This is a genomic window from Pseudomonas sp. JS3066, from assembly GCF_036328175.1.
Classification (GTDB): Bacteria; Pseudomonadota; Gammaproteobacteria; order Pseudomonadales; family Pseudomonadaceae; genus Metapseudomonas.
The window spans coordinates 4,691,003-4,705,471 of record NZ_CP143312.1; the positions used below are offsets into that span (position 1 = coordinate 4,691,003).

The following is a 14,469-nucleotide window of genomic DNA, read 5'->3' on the forward strand; positions in this document are numbered from 1 at the left end:
GCCCCGGGATGGACATCTTTCGTACCCTGGCATCGCTCCGAATCCCACGTTTCAACACGAGGCTCCTGCGCTGGCGAACGGCGTTTCGAAACTTCGAGTACGAACCCGACCTGCGCTCGGACCTGTTCAGCGCCGAGCAGATGGAGCAGCACGGCCCGGCCCTGGCCGGGATGCACCGACTGAGCCCGAATCGGACCCCGGATGGGTTGTTGCAGCGACTTGCCGATAACGAAGTAACCCTGGCCAGCAGCTGTCGGATCCTCACCGCGGCCTCACTGTCCAGCCGGCGTATCACCCCCGCCGGCGAATGGCTGCTGGACAATCATTACCTGATCGAAGAGCAGATCCGCACCGCCCGCAAGCACTTGCCCAAGGGCTACTGCCACGAGCTTCCTCACCTAGCCTCCGGCGATTCCAAGGGCTTGCCGAGGGTCTATGACATCGCCCTGCAAACCATTTCCCACGGAGATGGCAGGGTGGACTGTGGCAGCCTTGGTCACTTCGTCAATGCCTACCAGAACGTGACGCCGCTCAAACTTGGCGAACTCTGGGCCATTCCCATCATGCTGCGCCTGGCACTGATCGAAAACCTGCGCCGTGTGGCCGCGCGCGTCATGGCCAACTGGGGGGACCGCAACCTGGCCGATGACTGGGCTGACCGGCTGGCCGAGATTGCCGAGCAGGACCCGAAAAGCGTCGTGCTGACGGTGGCTGACATGGCGCGCACCGACCCACCGATGACCAGCTCCTTCGTCGCAGAACTCGCCCGACGCCTGCAGGGCCAGAGCGCAGCACTGGCCTTGCCCTTGAGCTGGATCGAACAGCACCTGGCCGAAACCGGACTGAGCATCGAGCGCCTCGTGTCATCCGATGCCCAGCAGCAGGCCGCCGACCAGGTGGCCATCAGCAACAGCATCGCCAGCCTGCGTCTGTTGTCGGCAACCGACTGGCGCGACTTCGTCGAAGACATGAGCCACGTCGAACAGGCCCTGCGACAGGACCCAGCCGGCATATACGAAACCATGGAATTCGCCACCCGGGACCTCTATCGACATGCAGTGGAGCACCTGGCGAAACACTGCGCGAGCCCGGAGACGACAGTGGCTCGCCGGGCCCTCGAGCTGGCCGGTGGTGCAGCACCCGGAGGGATCACTGGCCACGTCGGCTATTACCTGATCGACAAGGGGCGGATTGAACTCGAGCGACGCCTGTCCGTGAAGCCGACACTGCGGGAACGCTGGGAGCGCCTGCTACAAAGCGCACCGCTGCTCTTCTATCTGGCTCCGGTGACGCTGCTGTCACTGGGCCTGACCTGGCCCTTCATACTCTGGGCGCAAGCCAGCGGGCTGCCCACCTTCGCCATTACCCTGCTGGCACTGGCAGCTGCCCTGATGGCGAGCCGACTGGCGATCAGCCTGGTGAACTGGCTGGTCACCCTCACCGTGGCTCCGCACCAACTGCCGCGCCTGGACTATCGCAAGGGCATCCCTGCCGAGGCGCGAACCCTGGTGGTGGTGCCGACCCTGATCGGCTGCGCTGCGGACATCGACGAACTCTGCGAAGGCCTCGAGGTACGGTTCCTCGCCAACCGCGACCCCCATCTGCATTTCGGCCTGTTGAGCGACTTCCTGGACGCCAGCACCGAGGTCCGCGAACAGGACGCCGAGCTTCAGGCCCTGGCGCAGGAGCGCATCGAAGCACTGAACCGCAAGTACCCCGATGCAGCCGAGGACCGCTTCTTCCTCTTCCATCGGGCGCGTCGCTGGAACCCCGCCGAGGCGAGCTGGATGGGCTTCGAGCGCAAGCGTGGCAAGATTTCCGAGCTCAACGCCGTACTGCGCGGCAACGGCCTGGAGCGCTTCGCCTTGATCGTCGGCGGGATCGACATCCTGCAGCAGGTCAACTACGTCATCACCCTCGATACCGATACCCAGCTACCACGCGATGCGGCACGGCAGTTCATCGGCACCCTGGCTCACCCGCTCAACCGGGCGCGCTTCGATACAGAGGGAAAATGCATCACCGGTGGCTACGCCATCCTGCAACCACGGGTAGGCATCAGCCTGCCGAGCACCGCCCGCTCCGCCTATGCCCGGCTGCTCGGCAGCGATGCCGGGGTAGATCCGTATACCCGTGCCGTGTCGGACGTCTACCAGGACCTGTTCCAGCAGGGCTCGTTCATCGGCAAGGGCATCTATGCCGTGGATGCCTTCGAGCACGCGCTTTGCGGCCACTTTCCAGATAACCGCATCCTCAGTCATGACCTGATCGAGGGCTGCTTCGCCCGCTCCGGCTTGCTCAGTGACGTACAGCTCTACGAAGAATTCCCTTCTCGCTACAGCAGCGATGTGAAGCGCCACCACCGCTGGATTCGCGGCGACTGGCAACTCCTGCCCTGGACCCTGCCATGGTCGCCGGACGCACGGGGAGGCTACGAGCGCAACCGACTGAGCGCCCTGGCGCGCTGGAAAATTGCCGACAATATGCGCCGTAGCCTGGAACCCGCTGCATTTCTCTGCATGTTCCTGGCGGGCTGGCTGCTGATGGCCCAGCCCGTTGCCTGGACCCTGGCAGTACTGGCCGTCAGCATGCTCACGCCGCTGCTCGCCTCGCTGCTCGATCTCCTGAGAAAGCCCCACGACATGTCGCTGAGGCAGCATCTTTCCGCCACGCTGCGCGGCGCTTCCCAGCACTTTGCCCGGGCCCTGCTGACCCTCGCCTGCTTGCCCCATGAGGCGCACTACAGCCTCGACGCCATCCTCCGCACGCTGTGGCGCATGTACTTCAGCAAGACGCAGCTGTTGCAGTGGAGCCCCTCACGGGAAGTGGAGAGAACCAGTACCAATCAACTGGGCGGCCTGTACCGGATGATGTGGACCGGCCCCGCACTGACCCTGCTGCTTGCAGTGCTTCTGGCGATGACGCCTTTGGCCTTGGCGGCCGCCGCGCCGCTGCTCCTGCTCTGGCTGGCGAGCCCGGCTATCGCCTGGTGGCTGAGCAGGCCTGCGCTCCCCAGGCGCTTTGTACCGGCACCAGGCGAACTGCGCTTCCTGCGCAACCTCGCACGCCAGACCTGGGCCTTCTTCGACCAGCTTGTCGGCCCTGCGGACAACTGGCTTCCACCCGACAACCTCCAGGAACACCCCTCCACTACCATCGCCCATCGCACATCGCCAACCAACATTGGCGTGGCCATCCTGGCGAACCTCGCCGCCTATGACTTCGGTTACCTGAGTGCCGAGCGCCTGCTGCAGCGCTGCGAGCTGACACTGGCCAGCATGGCGAAACTCGAGCGCCATCGCCGGCACTTCTACAACTGGTATGACACCCAGACCCTCCAGCCCCTGGCACCGCAATATGTGTCGACCGTGGACAGCGGCAACCTGGCGGGCATGTTGCTGACCCTGGCCCCCGGACTTCTGGCGCTGGCCGACGACAGCCCGTTTCGCACTGAACAGCTGCGTGGCCTGGAAGACACCCTCGATGTACTGGAGACCGCCTGCACCGACGACCGTAACACCAGGGCCTCCTTGCGCAGGTTTCGCGGCACGCTGGAGGCCATGCTGGACGAGCCACCGGAATCGCTGGCGGCCGCATTCGAGTTCCTGCAGGTCCTGCGCGACCGCGCGGATGAGTTGGCAACAGCCAGCGATGCCGCCCCTGACAGCGATACCGCGTTCTGGGTAGCAGCCCTGCATGCGCAATGCGTGGACCAGCACGACCAGCTGCGCCTGTGCCTGTTGCCGAACGTCGACGACTCAGCCGCTTCGGTGGATTTCCCACCCATGCCTTCTTGGCGCCAGCTCGCCCTGCTCGATGCCGGGCAATGGCCGGAAGCGATGCGCGAGCCCATCCTGGCGGTGCGTCGACACGCCGCCGCACGGATCGAAAATGCCGAGCGCCTGGCCGAAGCAGCGGCAAACCTGGCCATGATGGATTTCGGGTTCCTCTATGACATCCAGCGCAACCTGTTCTGCATTGGCTACAACGTCGACGAACGCCGTCTCGACTCCAGCTACTACGACCTGCTTGCGTCTGAAGCGCGGCTGAGCACCTTCGTGGCGATTGCCCACGGCCAGTTGCCCCAGGCCAGTTGGTTCAGCCTCGGCCGCCTGCTCACCAGCACCCGAGGCGTACCGGTGCTGCTGTCCTGGTCGGGCTCGATGTTCGAATACCTGATGCCGTTGCTGGTGATGCCGAGATACGAAGGCACCCTGCTCGACCAGACGTGCTGCGCCGCCGTCGCCAGGCAGGTCGAGTATGGCCAGCAACTGGGAATCCCCTGGGGCGTATCGGAATCGGGCTACAACACGCTGGATGCACACTTCAATTACCAGTACCGGGCTTTCGGCGTACCAGGCTTGGGGCTGAAGCGTGGCCTCGGTGACGACCGGGTAGTGGCGCCCTACGCCACGACGCTCGCCCTGCTGGTCGCCCCCGAACTGGCCTGCCGCAACCTGCAGGCTCTGGCAGCACAGGGTCTGGCGGGCCGCTACGGCCTGTACGAAGCCATTGACTTCACCCCGGCGCGCCTGCCACGCGGACAAAACTCCGCAGTCGTGCGTTCGTACATGGCCCACCATCAGGGCATGAGCCTGCTGGCGCTGGTCAGCCTGCTACGGGATCGCCCCATGCAGAAGCGCTTCGAGTCCAACCCGCAGTTCCAGGCCAGCGCACTGTTACTGCAAGAGCGTGTCCCCAGGAGCGCACAGGAATTCCTGTACACCGCCGATTTCCAAACCAGCAGCACCGCCACCCGGCCGGTCGAGAACAGGCTGCGAATCTATGCCGATCCGGGACGCCGCCACCCGGCCGTGCAATTGCTTTCCAACGGCCGCTACCACGTGATGATCAGCAGCGCCGGCGGCGGTTACAGCCGCTGCCGCGAATTGGCAGTGACGCGCTGGCACGAAGATGCCACCTGCGACGACTGGGGCATGTTCTGCTACCTGCGCGACGTAGCCAGCGGCGACTTCTGGTCCAGTACACACCAGCCAACGCTGAAGAAGCCGGACCAGCACGAAGCGATCTTCTCCGATGCCCGCGCGGAGTTCCGGGTTCGCCACCGTGACTTCGACGCCCACAGCGAGATCGTCGTCTCGCCGGAAGATGACATCGAGTTGCGCAGGATCACCTTGACCAACCGCGCCCGAACCCGGCGCAGCATCGAGCTCACCAGCTACGCCGAAGTGGTGCTCGCGCCCCCCATGAGCGATGCGCTGCACCGCGCATTCAGCAACCTGTTCGTCCAGACCGAGCTGTGCACGCCCTTGCAGGCGATCCTCTGCACACGCCGGCCACGATCGGACAAGGAGCAGGTGCCCTGGTTCTGCCACCTGCTGGCGGTCCACGGTGCGGACATAGACGCTATTTCCTACGAGACCGACCGCGCCCGCTTCATCGGTCGTGGTCGCGATCTGGTCAATCCAGCCGCCATGGACGCCGGCCGGGAGACCCTCGGCAACACCTCCGGTTCCGTCCTCGACCCCATCGTCGCGATCCGCTGCAGCATCACCCTCGACGCTGGCCAGGCCGCCACCATCGACCTGGTCAGCGGCGTCAGCGACAGCCGCGACGGATGCCTGCAACTGATCGACAAATACCGCGACCGCCACCTCGCCGACCGCGTGTTCGACCTCGCCTGGACCCACTGCCAGGTGCTGCTGCGCCAGCTCAATGCCTCCCATGCCGACGCCTGGCTGTACGAGCAGATGGCGGCCTCCATCCTTTACGCCAATAGCGCGCTGAGGCCGAAGAATGGCGCCCTGACGGGAAATCAGCGCAACCAGTCCGGCCTCTGGGGCCAGGCGATTTCGGGCGACCTGCCAATCGTACTGGTACAGATCACCGATGCGGCCAACATCGAGATGGTGCGCCAGCTGGTCCAGGCCCATGCGTATTGGCGGCTGAAGGGCCTTGCCGTCGACCTGGTGATCTGGAACGAAGACAGTGCCGGTTACCGGCAGCAACTCCAGGACCAGATCATTGGGCTGATCACCTCCGGCGCCGAAGCCAACCTGATCGACCGTCCGGGCGGAATCTTCGTGCGTCCGGCACACCAGCTCTCGCAGGAAGATCGCACCCTGATCAAGGCCGTCGCGCGCGTCATTCTCAGCGACACCGCCGGCACTCTGCAGGACCAGGTCGTGCGTCGACAGCCCAGGACCTACTGGCCACGCTTCGAGCCGGACCTCATCCTGCCGCCCGTGCAGCCCCAGGAATCGATGAGCAGCGCAGCCGACCCGGCGTTGTGCATGGCTAACGCCTATGGCGGTTTCAGTCGCGACGGCAACGAGTACATGCTGAAGCTGGAACCCGGTGTCGCCACCCCGGCCCCCTGGGTCAACGTGCTGGCGAACGCCACGTTCGGTACCGTCATCTCGGAGAGTGGCAGTGCCTATACCTGGCACCTGAACGCCCACGAATTCCGCCTGACACCCTGGCATAACGATGCCGTGCGTGACCTCAGCGGCGAGGCCCTGTACCTGCGGGACGATGAGACCGGGCACTACTGGTCACCCACGCCCCTGCCCAGGCGCGGCAGCGGCACCTACGCAATACGCCACGGGTTTGGCTACAGCTGCTTCGAGCACCGTGAAAAAGGCATTGAGAGCGAACTCTGGGTCTACGTGGCGCTCGACGCGCCGGTCAAGTACTCCCTGCTGAAACTCCGCAACCTGTCCGGTCAGCCACGCAAACTCTCCGTCACCGGTTATGTCGAATGGGTACTCGGGGATCTGCGGGACAAGACCGCCATGCACCTGGTCACCGAAGTCGACAGCAGCACCGGCGCGCTGATCGCGCGCAATCCCTATTCGATGGAGTTCCCGGGACGGGTGGCCTTCTTCGCGATGGACCCGCCGAGCCGGAGCCGTACCGCCGACCGCAGCGAGTTCATCGGCCGCAACGGCAACCTCCAGGCACCCGCGGCGATGGCGCAAGGGCAACTCCTCGGGCACTTTGGTGGCGGCCTCGACCCCTGCGCAGCCCTCCAGGCGGGCATCGAACTGGCCCCCGGAGACTCATACGAGCTGGTGTTCTGCCTGGGCGCCGAGCAGGACATCGAGACCGCTACCGCCCTGCTGCGCAGAGCCCTCAGTTCGGGAGCGGCCCATGTGGCCTTGCAGCAAGTGCGCGAGCACTGGCGCGTAACCCTGGGGCAAGTACAGGTTGAAACTGCCGAGCCTGCCGTAGACCTGATGCTCAATGGCTGGCTGCTGTACCAGGCCATCGCCTCTCGCTTCCTCGCCCGCAGCGGCTATTACCAGTCCGGCGGTGCCTATGGCTTCCGAGACCAGTTGCAGGACAGCATGGCCATGCTGCATACCGCCCCGGCCAGTGGCCGCCAGCACCTGCTGCTCTGCGCAGCCCGTCAGTTCGAGGAGGGCGATGTCCAGCACTGGTGGCACCCACCGATGGGACGCGGCGTCAGAACGCGCTGCTCGGACGACTACCTGTGGCTACCCCTGGCCGTAAGCCGCTATGTAGAGCTGACCGGCGACCAGACTGTGCTCGATGAACAGGTGGGTTATCTCCAGGGTCGCGAACTGAATGCTGGCGAGGCGTCCTACTACGACCTGCCGGAACATTCGACGCTACAGGAAAGCCTCTACCAGCATTGCGTGCGAGCGCTGGAGCGCGGAATGCCGCGAGGCGCCCATGGCCTGCCGTTGATGGGTGACGGCGACTGGAACGATGGCATGAACCGTGTCGGTGAACTGGGGCGGGGCGAAAGCGTCTGGCTAGGATTCTTCCAGCACCTGGTACTTGAGCGGTTCGCGAACATCGCGCAGGAGCGCAGCGATACCGACTTCGCCCAACGTTGCCACGAACAGGCCGCGCAGCTGCATGCAAGCCTGGAGCAACACGGATGGGATGGGGCCTGGTATCGAAGGGCCTACTTCGACGACGGCTCGTCGCTCGGTTCGGCCAGCAATGACGAATGCCGCATCGATGCCATTGCCCAGAGTTGGTCGGTGCTTTCCGGCGTGGCACCTCCCGGGCGACGGCACCGGGCGATGGAGTCGCTCCTCGAACATCTGGTACGACGTGACTCCCGCCTGGTCCTGCTGCTTGCACCACCCTTTGACCACTCTCTGCCCGACCCTGGATACATCAAGGGCTACGTCCCCGGCGTGCGCGAGAACGGTGGCCAGTACACCCATGCCGCGGTGTGGGCGTGCATGGCCTTCGCCGAGATGGGCGACAGCGCGCGCGCCTGGGAACTGCTGGAGATGATCAACCCGGTCGGCCATGGCATCGCAAGCCATATCGAGACATACAAGATCGAACCCTATGTGCTGGCCGCCGATGTCTACGCCAGCACCCCACACCTGGGGCGTGGCGGGTGGAGCTGGTACACCGGTGCGGCCGGCTGGATGTACCGCCTCATCCTCGAGTCGTTGTTAGGCCTGCGACGCGAGGGCGCAAGCCTGCGCTTCGAACCCGTGCTGCCGGCCGATTGGCGCGGCTACACATTGCGCTACCGCTTCGGTTCCGCGCTGTACCACATCAACCTGGTTCAGACCGAAGGCGTGCCGGACGGCCAGCAGGTCAGCCTCGATGGTGAATGGCTCCAGGATTGCCGTGTCCCGCTGCTGGACGATGGCCGGACACACCAGGTAGAAATCCACTGCCAACCCTGCGGACCCGCGCAGCCGCGAAGCGGGCGCGAAGAGACGATGGCGAAGCTGCCGGGGCGCGAGGATGGCATCCCCTGATGCCTACGGCTGGGTCATGGAAAGCAGGGAAAAGAGAGGAGTAACGCGACACCGGTGAAGTCCGGGCTGCCAGGAGGGGTAGCCCCGAAAGAGGCCCTGGCAGCCGAACTGCATACGCTGAGTGGCATGAGGTTTGCCGGGCCTCCTACTCCACGCTTACGAACGACGTCCCTGAATGAACTGGAGCAGGAACAGCACAATCGCCGCTACCAGGAGAATATGGATAAACCCGCCCATGGAGTAGGACGTGATCAGTCCCAACACCCACAAGACCAGCAACACGACCACAAGTGTCTGGAGCATTTCTGTTCTCCTTTTGCAGCGCGAAGCAACTGCCTGCTCACAGGTTGCATCCGGAGCGAAAGGCTCGTCTGTATGGCAACGCACCAAAGGAAAAATACTTGTGGTCCATGAACTGTCCGCAGCCCGAACACGCCCCTGCGCAATACATCGCGCAATGCGCAGTGCATGACTTGAGTCCGTCAAAGGGAAGTGTCGTGCCGGGTGGGTATTTTCCAGGGCAGCAGTCGGTCGGTCTCTTTCTTGACCACGGCATAGCACTCGCAGCTCAGCTCCTCGAGCTTGGCCCGGTCAAGCACCGTGATGTGCCCGCGGCTGTACTCGATCACGCCAAGCTTCTGCAGTTTGCCGGCAGCGTCCGTCACCCCTTCGCGACGCACACCGAGCATGTTGGCGATGAGTTCCTGGGTCATCGTCAGATGGTTACTCGGCAGGCGATCCAACGACAGCAGCAACCATCGACACAGTTGCTGGTCGATTGAATGGTGGCGATTGCAGACTGCGGTCTGTGCCATTTGGGTGATCAGGGCCTGGGTATAGCGCAGCATCAGAAGCAGCAACTCACCATGCCGATTGACCTCGGTTTTCAACTCATTCCCCCGCAACCGATAAGCGTGACCGGCGCTCTGCACGATGGCCCGGCTCGGGGTGCTTTCCCCACCCATGAACACCGCCAGGCCTATCATCCCCTCGTTGCCGACGACCGAGATTTCCGCCGAGGAGCCGTTCTCCATCACATAGAGCAGGGACACGATCGAGTCGGTGGGGAAAAAGACATGACGCAACGTATCCCCCGACTCATACAGCACTTTGCCAAGTGGCAGCGATACCAGTTGCATCTGTGGGATCAAGCGCTGCCGAACCTCCACCGGCAAGGTCGCGAGCAAGTGGTTCTGCAAAGGTGAAGGTGTATCCGACATGTGCGCCACCATCGAGCCAAGCACCTGAAAAAGGCCTTGATCCTGTAACGATAGGTCAACGGGACAGCCGCTGTGTGTGCTATCGGACATAGGGCTTTCGATGCACGACTTTCTTCTTGTGAGCACGCCGCCGGCAGCTGTTGCCAGGGTGAAAACGGCTGGCGGCAGCCCCTGGGCAAGTATTGGCTGGCCGGAGGTGAATAGTGGGGGTTCTACTCACCTCACCCAACCCCATCACGAGTCGAGGCTTACTGATCACGGCGCGTGACTGTTCGAGCATGGCGACTCAGAGGGCTGAGTCCCCGACGTCAGTAGCGAAGTTCCGTTGAACGAACGCTCTTCACGCCTCGGACGTTCTGCGCCAGTTCGATCGCCCGGTCACGCTCGGCATCGTTGTCGACGAGACCACTCAGCGTAACGATGCCGCTGTTCGTGCTCACGGAGATCTCGGAACCTTTGACGTTGCTGGAATACATCAAGGTGGACTTCACCTTGGTCGTGATCCAGCTATCGGCAATATCCCCACCTGTTTCCTTCGCAGTGCTCTTGGCACTGTCGACCGGCGCTGGCTTCGAGGCGTCGACCACAAGCTGGTTGTCCACCAGCATCACGCCATCGGTGTTCATGGCGAGGCGGCCGGCAAGATCCTTGTCTGCCTGGCTATCGGCGTTGCCAGTCAGCGTTACCTTGCCTGACTGGGTTTTGACCTGAGTCGTCATGCCATCAGCCTGTTTGCTCCAGAGCAGCTTCGACTTGACCGAAGCGGTAATCGTGGCGTCATCGACCATGACCCCATAGCTCCGATCCTTGCCCGCCTTCGGCGGAACGTAGTCCGGCTTGACCACGATCTGGTTATCCACCGAGTCGATTCCGCTGACGCCCAGTGCGATCTCCTTGGCAAGATCCTTATTGACCTCTTCCGCGACGTTTCCGGTGAGTGTGGCTTTTCCATTCAGGACCGACACTTTCAGATCATTGGCCCGCAGATGGGGGTTCAACGCATAGGTCGTCCAAATCTGGGTTTCCTGGCGGTTATCGGTAAAGGTCTGTGATTCTGCGGCGGCCATGCCGCCCGTCGTCCCCAGCGCCAGCGCGATGCAGGCGGCAAGGAGTTGCTTTCGGGATTGTGTGTGCATCTGGTTTCACCATTCGGGAAGGAGAGAGATCCGAACCGGAACCCGTGCACGACTGGGCCGCTGGTTTGGGCCGCCTGATGAGCCGCGAGGCGGTGCATCAGGGGATCTTGTGTGGCTCAGTGCCTGCATTTCTCAAGGAAGTGCTTTACCTGCTTTTCCGCCTTTCGGCGGCTGATGGCGTAGCGTCCGTCCTACACCCGGCAGGCCAACCGTGCCAGATAGGCTCATGAGTTTCTGGGCTCCTCGCTCATGAGGTCGTCATCTCCCTTGGCTGCGCGTGGTGGTTCTTTCGCGGAGGCCTTGGCAGTTGCCTTGTCTGCATCCTGGGGCTTGGTCCTTCTGGTCTCTTCGCGAGGCACAGTCTTGGGATCAGACATGCGTTCAGGCTTGATGGAAGTGGGTGAGCCGATGGTCGGGCCAGGCTTCCTGGCCGCCTTGCTGGCCGGTGCCGCGCCACTGTTCGGGATAGATTTGCTGTGCTTGCTCATGTTGACCTCTGAGGTCGGTAGTGGGGCCTGTACTCTGGCAGTGGGGCAGTGCTCCCGTCGGTGCGCCACCGCGCTTATCCCCCTGGAAACGCTGTGTCACGCGCCGCGTGCGAGGCGGGCTCAGCCCCAAGGCACAAGCCGCGAGCGGCAATTTCAATCGTCAGGAAACTGCGCTGGCCTGGCCGAAGAAAGCAGTTCGGCCATTAGGGCCCGTACGCAAAGTCGTCGAGAACTTTTCCTACAGAGCCTAGAAGTGCTTTCTATTACGCCGTTCCGCCCAGCTCCAGACGGATAGTTTCCGCAAGGGCTGGTCGTGATAGGTGGGAAGTTCGAGGCTTATCCAGTAATCGTCTGGCGAGTGCCATCTCAAAGCGCCCTCCTCCAGTTTCAGCTCGCGTTCGACCTGCCTGATCAACTTGGCCGCTTTCGCGCGGATGGACAGAGCCCCCGCATCGATGACCTTGCTTGAGCTCTGCTGCCCTGGCCGCGCGAGGACCATCAGTACCCGGCCATCCGGCCGCGATGCCAGCGACACCTCATAACCAGGAAAGGCGTTCGATAAAAGATGCGATGTGAGTTGCATGTGCTTCTCCCCTGCCAAACCAAGGCAGCAATTAGGTGAGATCGCCGAAAATCCAGTCCCCGCGCTTGCACTTCTCTTATGGGTTGATGCCCCATTTGCCCGGTGAGTCTCGCTCTGATCCGAACCGACGGCAGGCCACTCAAAGCCGCCCGGTGAGCAGCAGCACAATGACGATGATCAAGACGATGCCCAACCCACCGGTTGGCCCATATCCCCAGCTTCTGCTGTGCGGCCAGTTCGGCAAGGCCCCGATCAGCAGCAGGATGAGAACGATTAAAAGAATGGTACCCAGACTCATGGCTATATCCTCGGATGCGAACAATCAGAAGACTGCTCGCCGGCGCTCGATATGCGAGCAGCAATCTGCCGAGAACCAGATTGATCCCATCCATCGGCCACATCTGTACGGCATCGAACAGAACTGACTCAGAACGAGATACGCGGGATGCTGATCACCTGATACTCCCCATTACTTCGCGTCGGCTCGCGGGCCTGATTGTTCCCTGGCCCTCCCGCGCCCGATTCACTGATGCCGCCCTCGGCTTCGCGCTCATCGAACTGCACATAGGCGCTCTGCATCAGTGTCGTTTCGGTACGTACCTTCCCGGTCAGGCCCGGCGAAGAGTCGTCCATCGCAAGGACATCGCCGCTCACGACCAATGGCAGGACAACCATCGAAACAAGCAGCAGTAGAGGCGACTTCCGGCGCAGCGGCGCGACGCGCTCCCTGGCGACATGCAGCGGTACCTGCTTGGCAGGCTCCACCCTTAGGGAAAGAGCGACCCTTCCGGAGCAGGCTGACTCGCGTCTCAGGCCGATAGGGCTCTCAACGCGCTTTGGATTGATCGACGAACTCATCACAACCTCCACGCTATGCGGCGAGATATCGGATGAGAAAATGGTCAATGGCCGTGCCTGCGTCGGTGCGCTAGCGCTCATAACCCTGCAAGTTTCGCCCTGGTGCGATGGCGTACATACCGGTGTGTGCAGACAGCACAGAATGAAACAAAGGCAGAGCAGCACCGGCTGCAGCAGGCACTGGCCATGAATGGAATGTACGACTCGACCTTGTTTCAGCGTTTGGATGCGCAGTGCCAGCCGCTGCTGCGCTACCTGCACAAGCTCACAGGTGTCCGCTATGCGGCAACCTCCGAAGCGGACGGAATCTATGAACTCAGCCCGATACATGGCGAGCACAAGCATGCCAGCCAGGATCAGCTGGCCAACGCTGAGGTTTGGCAAAAGCTGGTTTGAGCAACAGCCATCCGACTGACTGAACGGCATGGGTGCGCTAACGCACAGACACCCCACCGGCTTGCCGACAAGGTCATGACTCGGCTCATCGCAATCGTGCGCGGGCTGGGCACAAGGCATCACCGCTCTCGCTGCTCATGGAGCAAGCTCATGAACAAAGATCAATTCAAAGGAAAGGTCGATCAGTTGAAGGGCCTGATCAAGGAAACCACAGGCAGGCTTATCGGCAACCAACGGCTCGAAAACGAAGGCAAGGCACAAAATGCCACCGGTGATATCCAGGAGACGGTCGGCGACATCAAGGAGGACATCAAGAGGCCTTGACTCGGTTTCATGATTGGCTCCCCTTCCCTGGCGCTGCCTTCGTTCCCCGTACGCAGGCTCTACAGGGAAAGGGCCAGCCAAACTTTCTGCAATTGGAGGTACTCATGAACCATCAGGGAAAGAACGCCGGCAACGAAGACAACGAAGCCGGCCACGCCTCTCGAACCGGGCCTGGACCTAACCTGATGGGCGCAGACACGCTCATCGGTAACGATGTCTACAACCTCGCGGGAGATGACCTCGGAGTAATCAAGGAACTCATGCTGGATATGCGCAGCGGCCGCATCATCTATGCGGTGCTGTCCTTCAAGTCGTTCCTCGGCCTGGGAGAAAAACTCTTCGCGGTGCCCTGGAGAGCGTTGACCCGGGATACCGAGCACAAGCGCTTCATGCTCGATGTTGATCGGCACCAGTTGAAAGGTGCCCCCGGATTCGACAAGAGCCATTGGCCTGACATGGCTGACCAGCGCTGGCAAATGCAGATCAGCCGCTTCTACGGAAGGACGGGATGGGAGTGAACGGTATGCCCCTCGCGGCGGGGGTTCTGTGATTGCCAGGACGTCTTGGGCTCACTCTCGCCGTCCCAGCCTGGACCGGAACATGACCAGCGCGATCGACAGAAACAGCAGGATGTGGATGAGTCCCCCCATGTAGAAGGACGTAAGCAGTCCCAACGCCCACAGGGCCAACAATCCGATTACGACGAATTCGAACATGTCCATTCTCCGCTGCGTCATGGCAAAT

General features: G+C 62.5%; 12 protein-coding genes. 4 read left to right on the plus strand and 8 right to left on the minus strand.

What is annotated here, in order from left to right:
* The first annotated feature begins 8 nt into the window (after nt 1–8).
* A complete protein-coding gene (locus SA496_RS22215) occupies nt 9–8,720 on the plus strand; it encodes a GH36-type glycosyl hydrolase domain-containing protein (RefSeq protein WP_330114473.1) in 8,712 nt (2,903 codons plus the stop codon).
* Nucleotides 8,721–8,876: 156 nt separating this feature from the next.
* On the opposite strand, the gene SA496_RS22220 is transcribed toward SA496_RS22215, so the two are convergent.
* The 7 genes from SA496_RS22220 to SA496_RS22250 all read right to left on the minus strand — a co-directional run bounded on the left by SA496_RS22220 (nt 8,877) and on the right by SA496_RS22250 (nt 13,005).
* Nucleotides 8,877–9,023 carry a lmo0937 family membrane protein gene (locus SA496_RS22220; protein WP_120654479.1) on the minus strand — a complete coding sequence of 49 codons (147 nt, stop codon included), beginning with the start codon at nt 9,021–9,023 and terminating at the stop codon, nt 8,877–8,879.
* Between the two features lie 179 nt (nt 9,024–9,202).
* Complete coding sequence (locus SA496_RS22225; RefSeq protein ID WP_330115661.1) at nt 9,203–9,940, minus strand: Crp/Fnr family transcriptional regulator; 738 nt, start codon at nt 9,938–9,940, stop codon at nt 9,203–9,205.
* A gap of 308 nt (nt 9,941–10,248) precedes the next feature.
* The gene (locus SA496_RS22230; protein WP_330114474.1) at nt 10,249–11,076 is read right to left on the minus strand and encodes a BON domain-containing protein; all 828 of its coding nucleotides are present in this window, start codon (nt 11,074–11,076) and stop codon (nt 10,249–10,251) included.
* A 224-nt stretch (nt 11,077–11,300) separates the two neighbouring features.
* A complete protein-coding gene (locus SA496_RS22235; RefSeq protein WP_330114475.1) occupies nt 11,301–11,564 on the minus strand; it encodes a hypothetical protein in 264 nt (87 codons plus the stop codon).
* Between the two features lie 247 nt (nt 11,565–11,811).
* Nucleotides 11,812–12,147, minus strand: a complete 336-nt coding sequence (locus SA496_RS22240) for a DUF3509 domain-containing protein (RefSeq protein WP_120654477.1) — start codon at nt 12,145–12,147, stop codon at nt 11,812–11,814.
* 139 nt (nt 12,148–12,286) lie between these two features.
* Nucleotides 12,287–12,445 carry a DUF3309 family protein gene (locus tag SA496_RS22245; RefSeq protein ID WP_120654476.1) on the minus strand — a complete coding sequence of 53 codons (159 nt, stop codon included), beginning with the start codon at nt 12,443–12,445 and terminating at the stop codon, nt 12,287–12,289.
* Between the two features lie 128 nt (nt 12,446–12,573).
* Nucleotides 12,574–13,005 carry a hypothetical protein gene (locus tag SA496_RS22250; RefSeq protein WP_330114476.1) on the minus strand — a complete coding sequence of 144 codons (432 nt, stop codon included), beginning with the start codon at nt 13,003–13,005 and terminating at the stop codon, nt 12,574–12,576.
* Nucleotides 13,006–13,191: 186 nt separating this feature from the next.
* On the opposite strand from SA496_RS22250, the gene SA496_RS22255 reads away from it, so the two are divergent.
* From SA496_RS22255 to SA496_RS22265, 3 genes are all read left to right on the plus strand, one after another.
* Nucleotides 13,192–13,401 carry a hypothetical protein gene (locus SA496_RS22255; RefSeq protein WP_120654474.1) on the plus strand — a complete coding sequence of 70 codons (210 nt, stop codon included), beginning with the start codon at nt 13,192–13,194 and terminating at the stop codon, nt 13,399–13,401.
* Nucleotides 13,402–13,551: 150 nt separating this feature from the next.
* Nucleotides 13,552–13,725, plus strand: coding sequence for a CsbD family protein (locus SA496_RS22260; protein ID WP_120654473.1), 174 nt, complete (start codon nt 13,552–13,554; stop codon nt 13,723–13,725).
* Between the two features lie 104 nt (nt 13,726–13,829).
* Nucleotides 13,830–14,243, plus strand: coding sequence for a PRC-barrel domain-containing protein (locus SA496_RS22265; RefSeq protein WP_120654472.1), 414 nt, complete (start codon nt 13,830–13,832; stop codon nt 14,241–14,243).
* 51 nt (nt 14,244–14,294) lie between these two features.
* Here the strand turns inward: SA496_RS22265 and SA496_RS22270 are convergent, their stop codons facing one another.
* Nucleotides 14,295–14,441, minus strand: a complete 147-nt coding sequence (locus SA496_RS22270; protein ID WP_120655347.1) for a lmo0937 family membrane protein — start codon at nt 14,439–14,441, stop codon at nt 14,295–14,297.
* Nucleotides 14,442–14,469: the final 28 nt, after the last annotated feature.

What these genes read in the sequence shown, in the direction of transcription:
- SA496_RS22215 (WP_330114473.1), top strand. Translation starts at nt 9, where the DNA reads ATGGACATCTTTCGTACCCTGGCATCGCTCCGAATCCCACGTTTCAAC.
- SA496_RS22220 (WP_120654479.1), bottom strand. Translation starts at nt 9,023, where the DNA reads ATGCTCCAGACACTTGTGGTCGTGTTGCTGGTCTTGTGGGTGTTGGGA.
- SA496_RS22255 (WP_120654474.1), top strand. Translation starts at nt 13,192, where the DNA reads ATGAATGGAATGTACGACTCGACCTTGTTTCAGCGTTTGGATGCGCAG.
- SA496_RS22270 (WP_120655347.1), bottom strand. Translation starts at nt 14,441, where the DNA reads ATGTTCGAATTCGTCGTAATCGGATTGTTGGCCCTGTGGGCGTTGGGA.
- SA496_RS22260 (WP_120654473.1), top strand. Translation starts at nt 13,552, where the DNA reads ATGAACAAAGATCAATTCAAAGGAAAGGTCGATCAGTTGAAGGGCCTG.
- SA496_RS22235 (WP_330114475.1), bottom strand. Translation starts at nt 11,564, where the DNA reads ATGAGCAAGCACAGCAAATCTATCCCGAACAGTGGCGCGGCACCGGCC.
- SA496_RS22230 (WP_330114474.1), bottom strand. Translation starts at nt 11,076, where the DNA reads ATGCACACACAATCCCGAAAGCAACTCCTTGCCGCCTGCATCGCGCTG.
- SA496_RS22240 (WP_120654477.1), bottom strand. Translation starts at nt 12,147, where the DNA reads ATGCAACTCACATCGCATCTTTTATCGAACGCCTTTCCTGGTTATGAG.
- SA496_RS22225 (WP_330115661.1), bottom strand. Translation starts at nt 9,940, where the DNA reads ATGTCGGATACACCTTCACCTTTGCAGAACCACTTGCTCGCGACCTTG.
- SA496_RS22245 (WP_120654476.1), bottom strand. Translation starts at nt 12,445, where the DNA reads ATGAGTCTGGGTACCATTCTTTTAATCGTTCTCATCCTGCTGCTGATC.
- SA496_RS22250 (WP_330114476.1), bottom strand. Translation starts at nt 13,005, where the DNA reads ATGAGTTCGTCGATCAATCCAAAGCGCGTTGAGAGCCCTATCGGCCTG.
- SA496_RS22265 (WP_120654472.1), top strand. Translation starts at nt 13,830, where the DNA reads ATGAACCATCAGGGAAAGAACGCCGGCAACGAAGACAACGAAGCCGGC.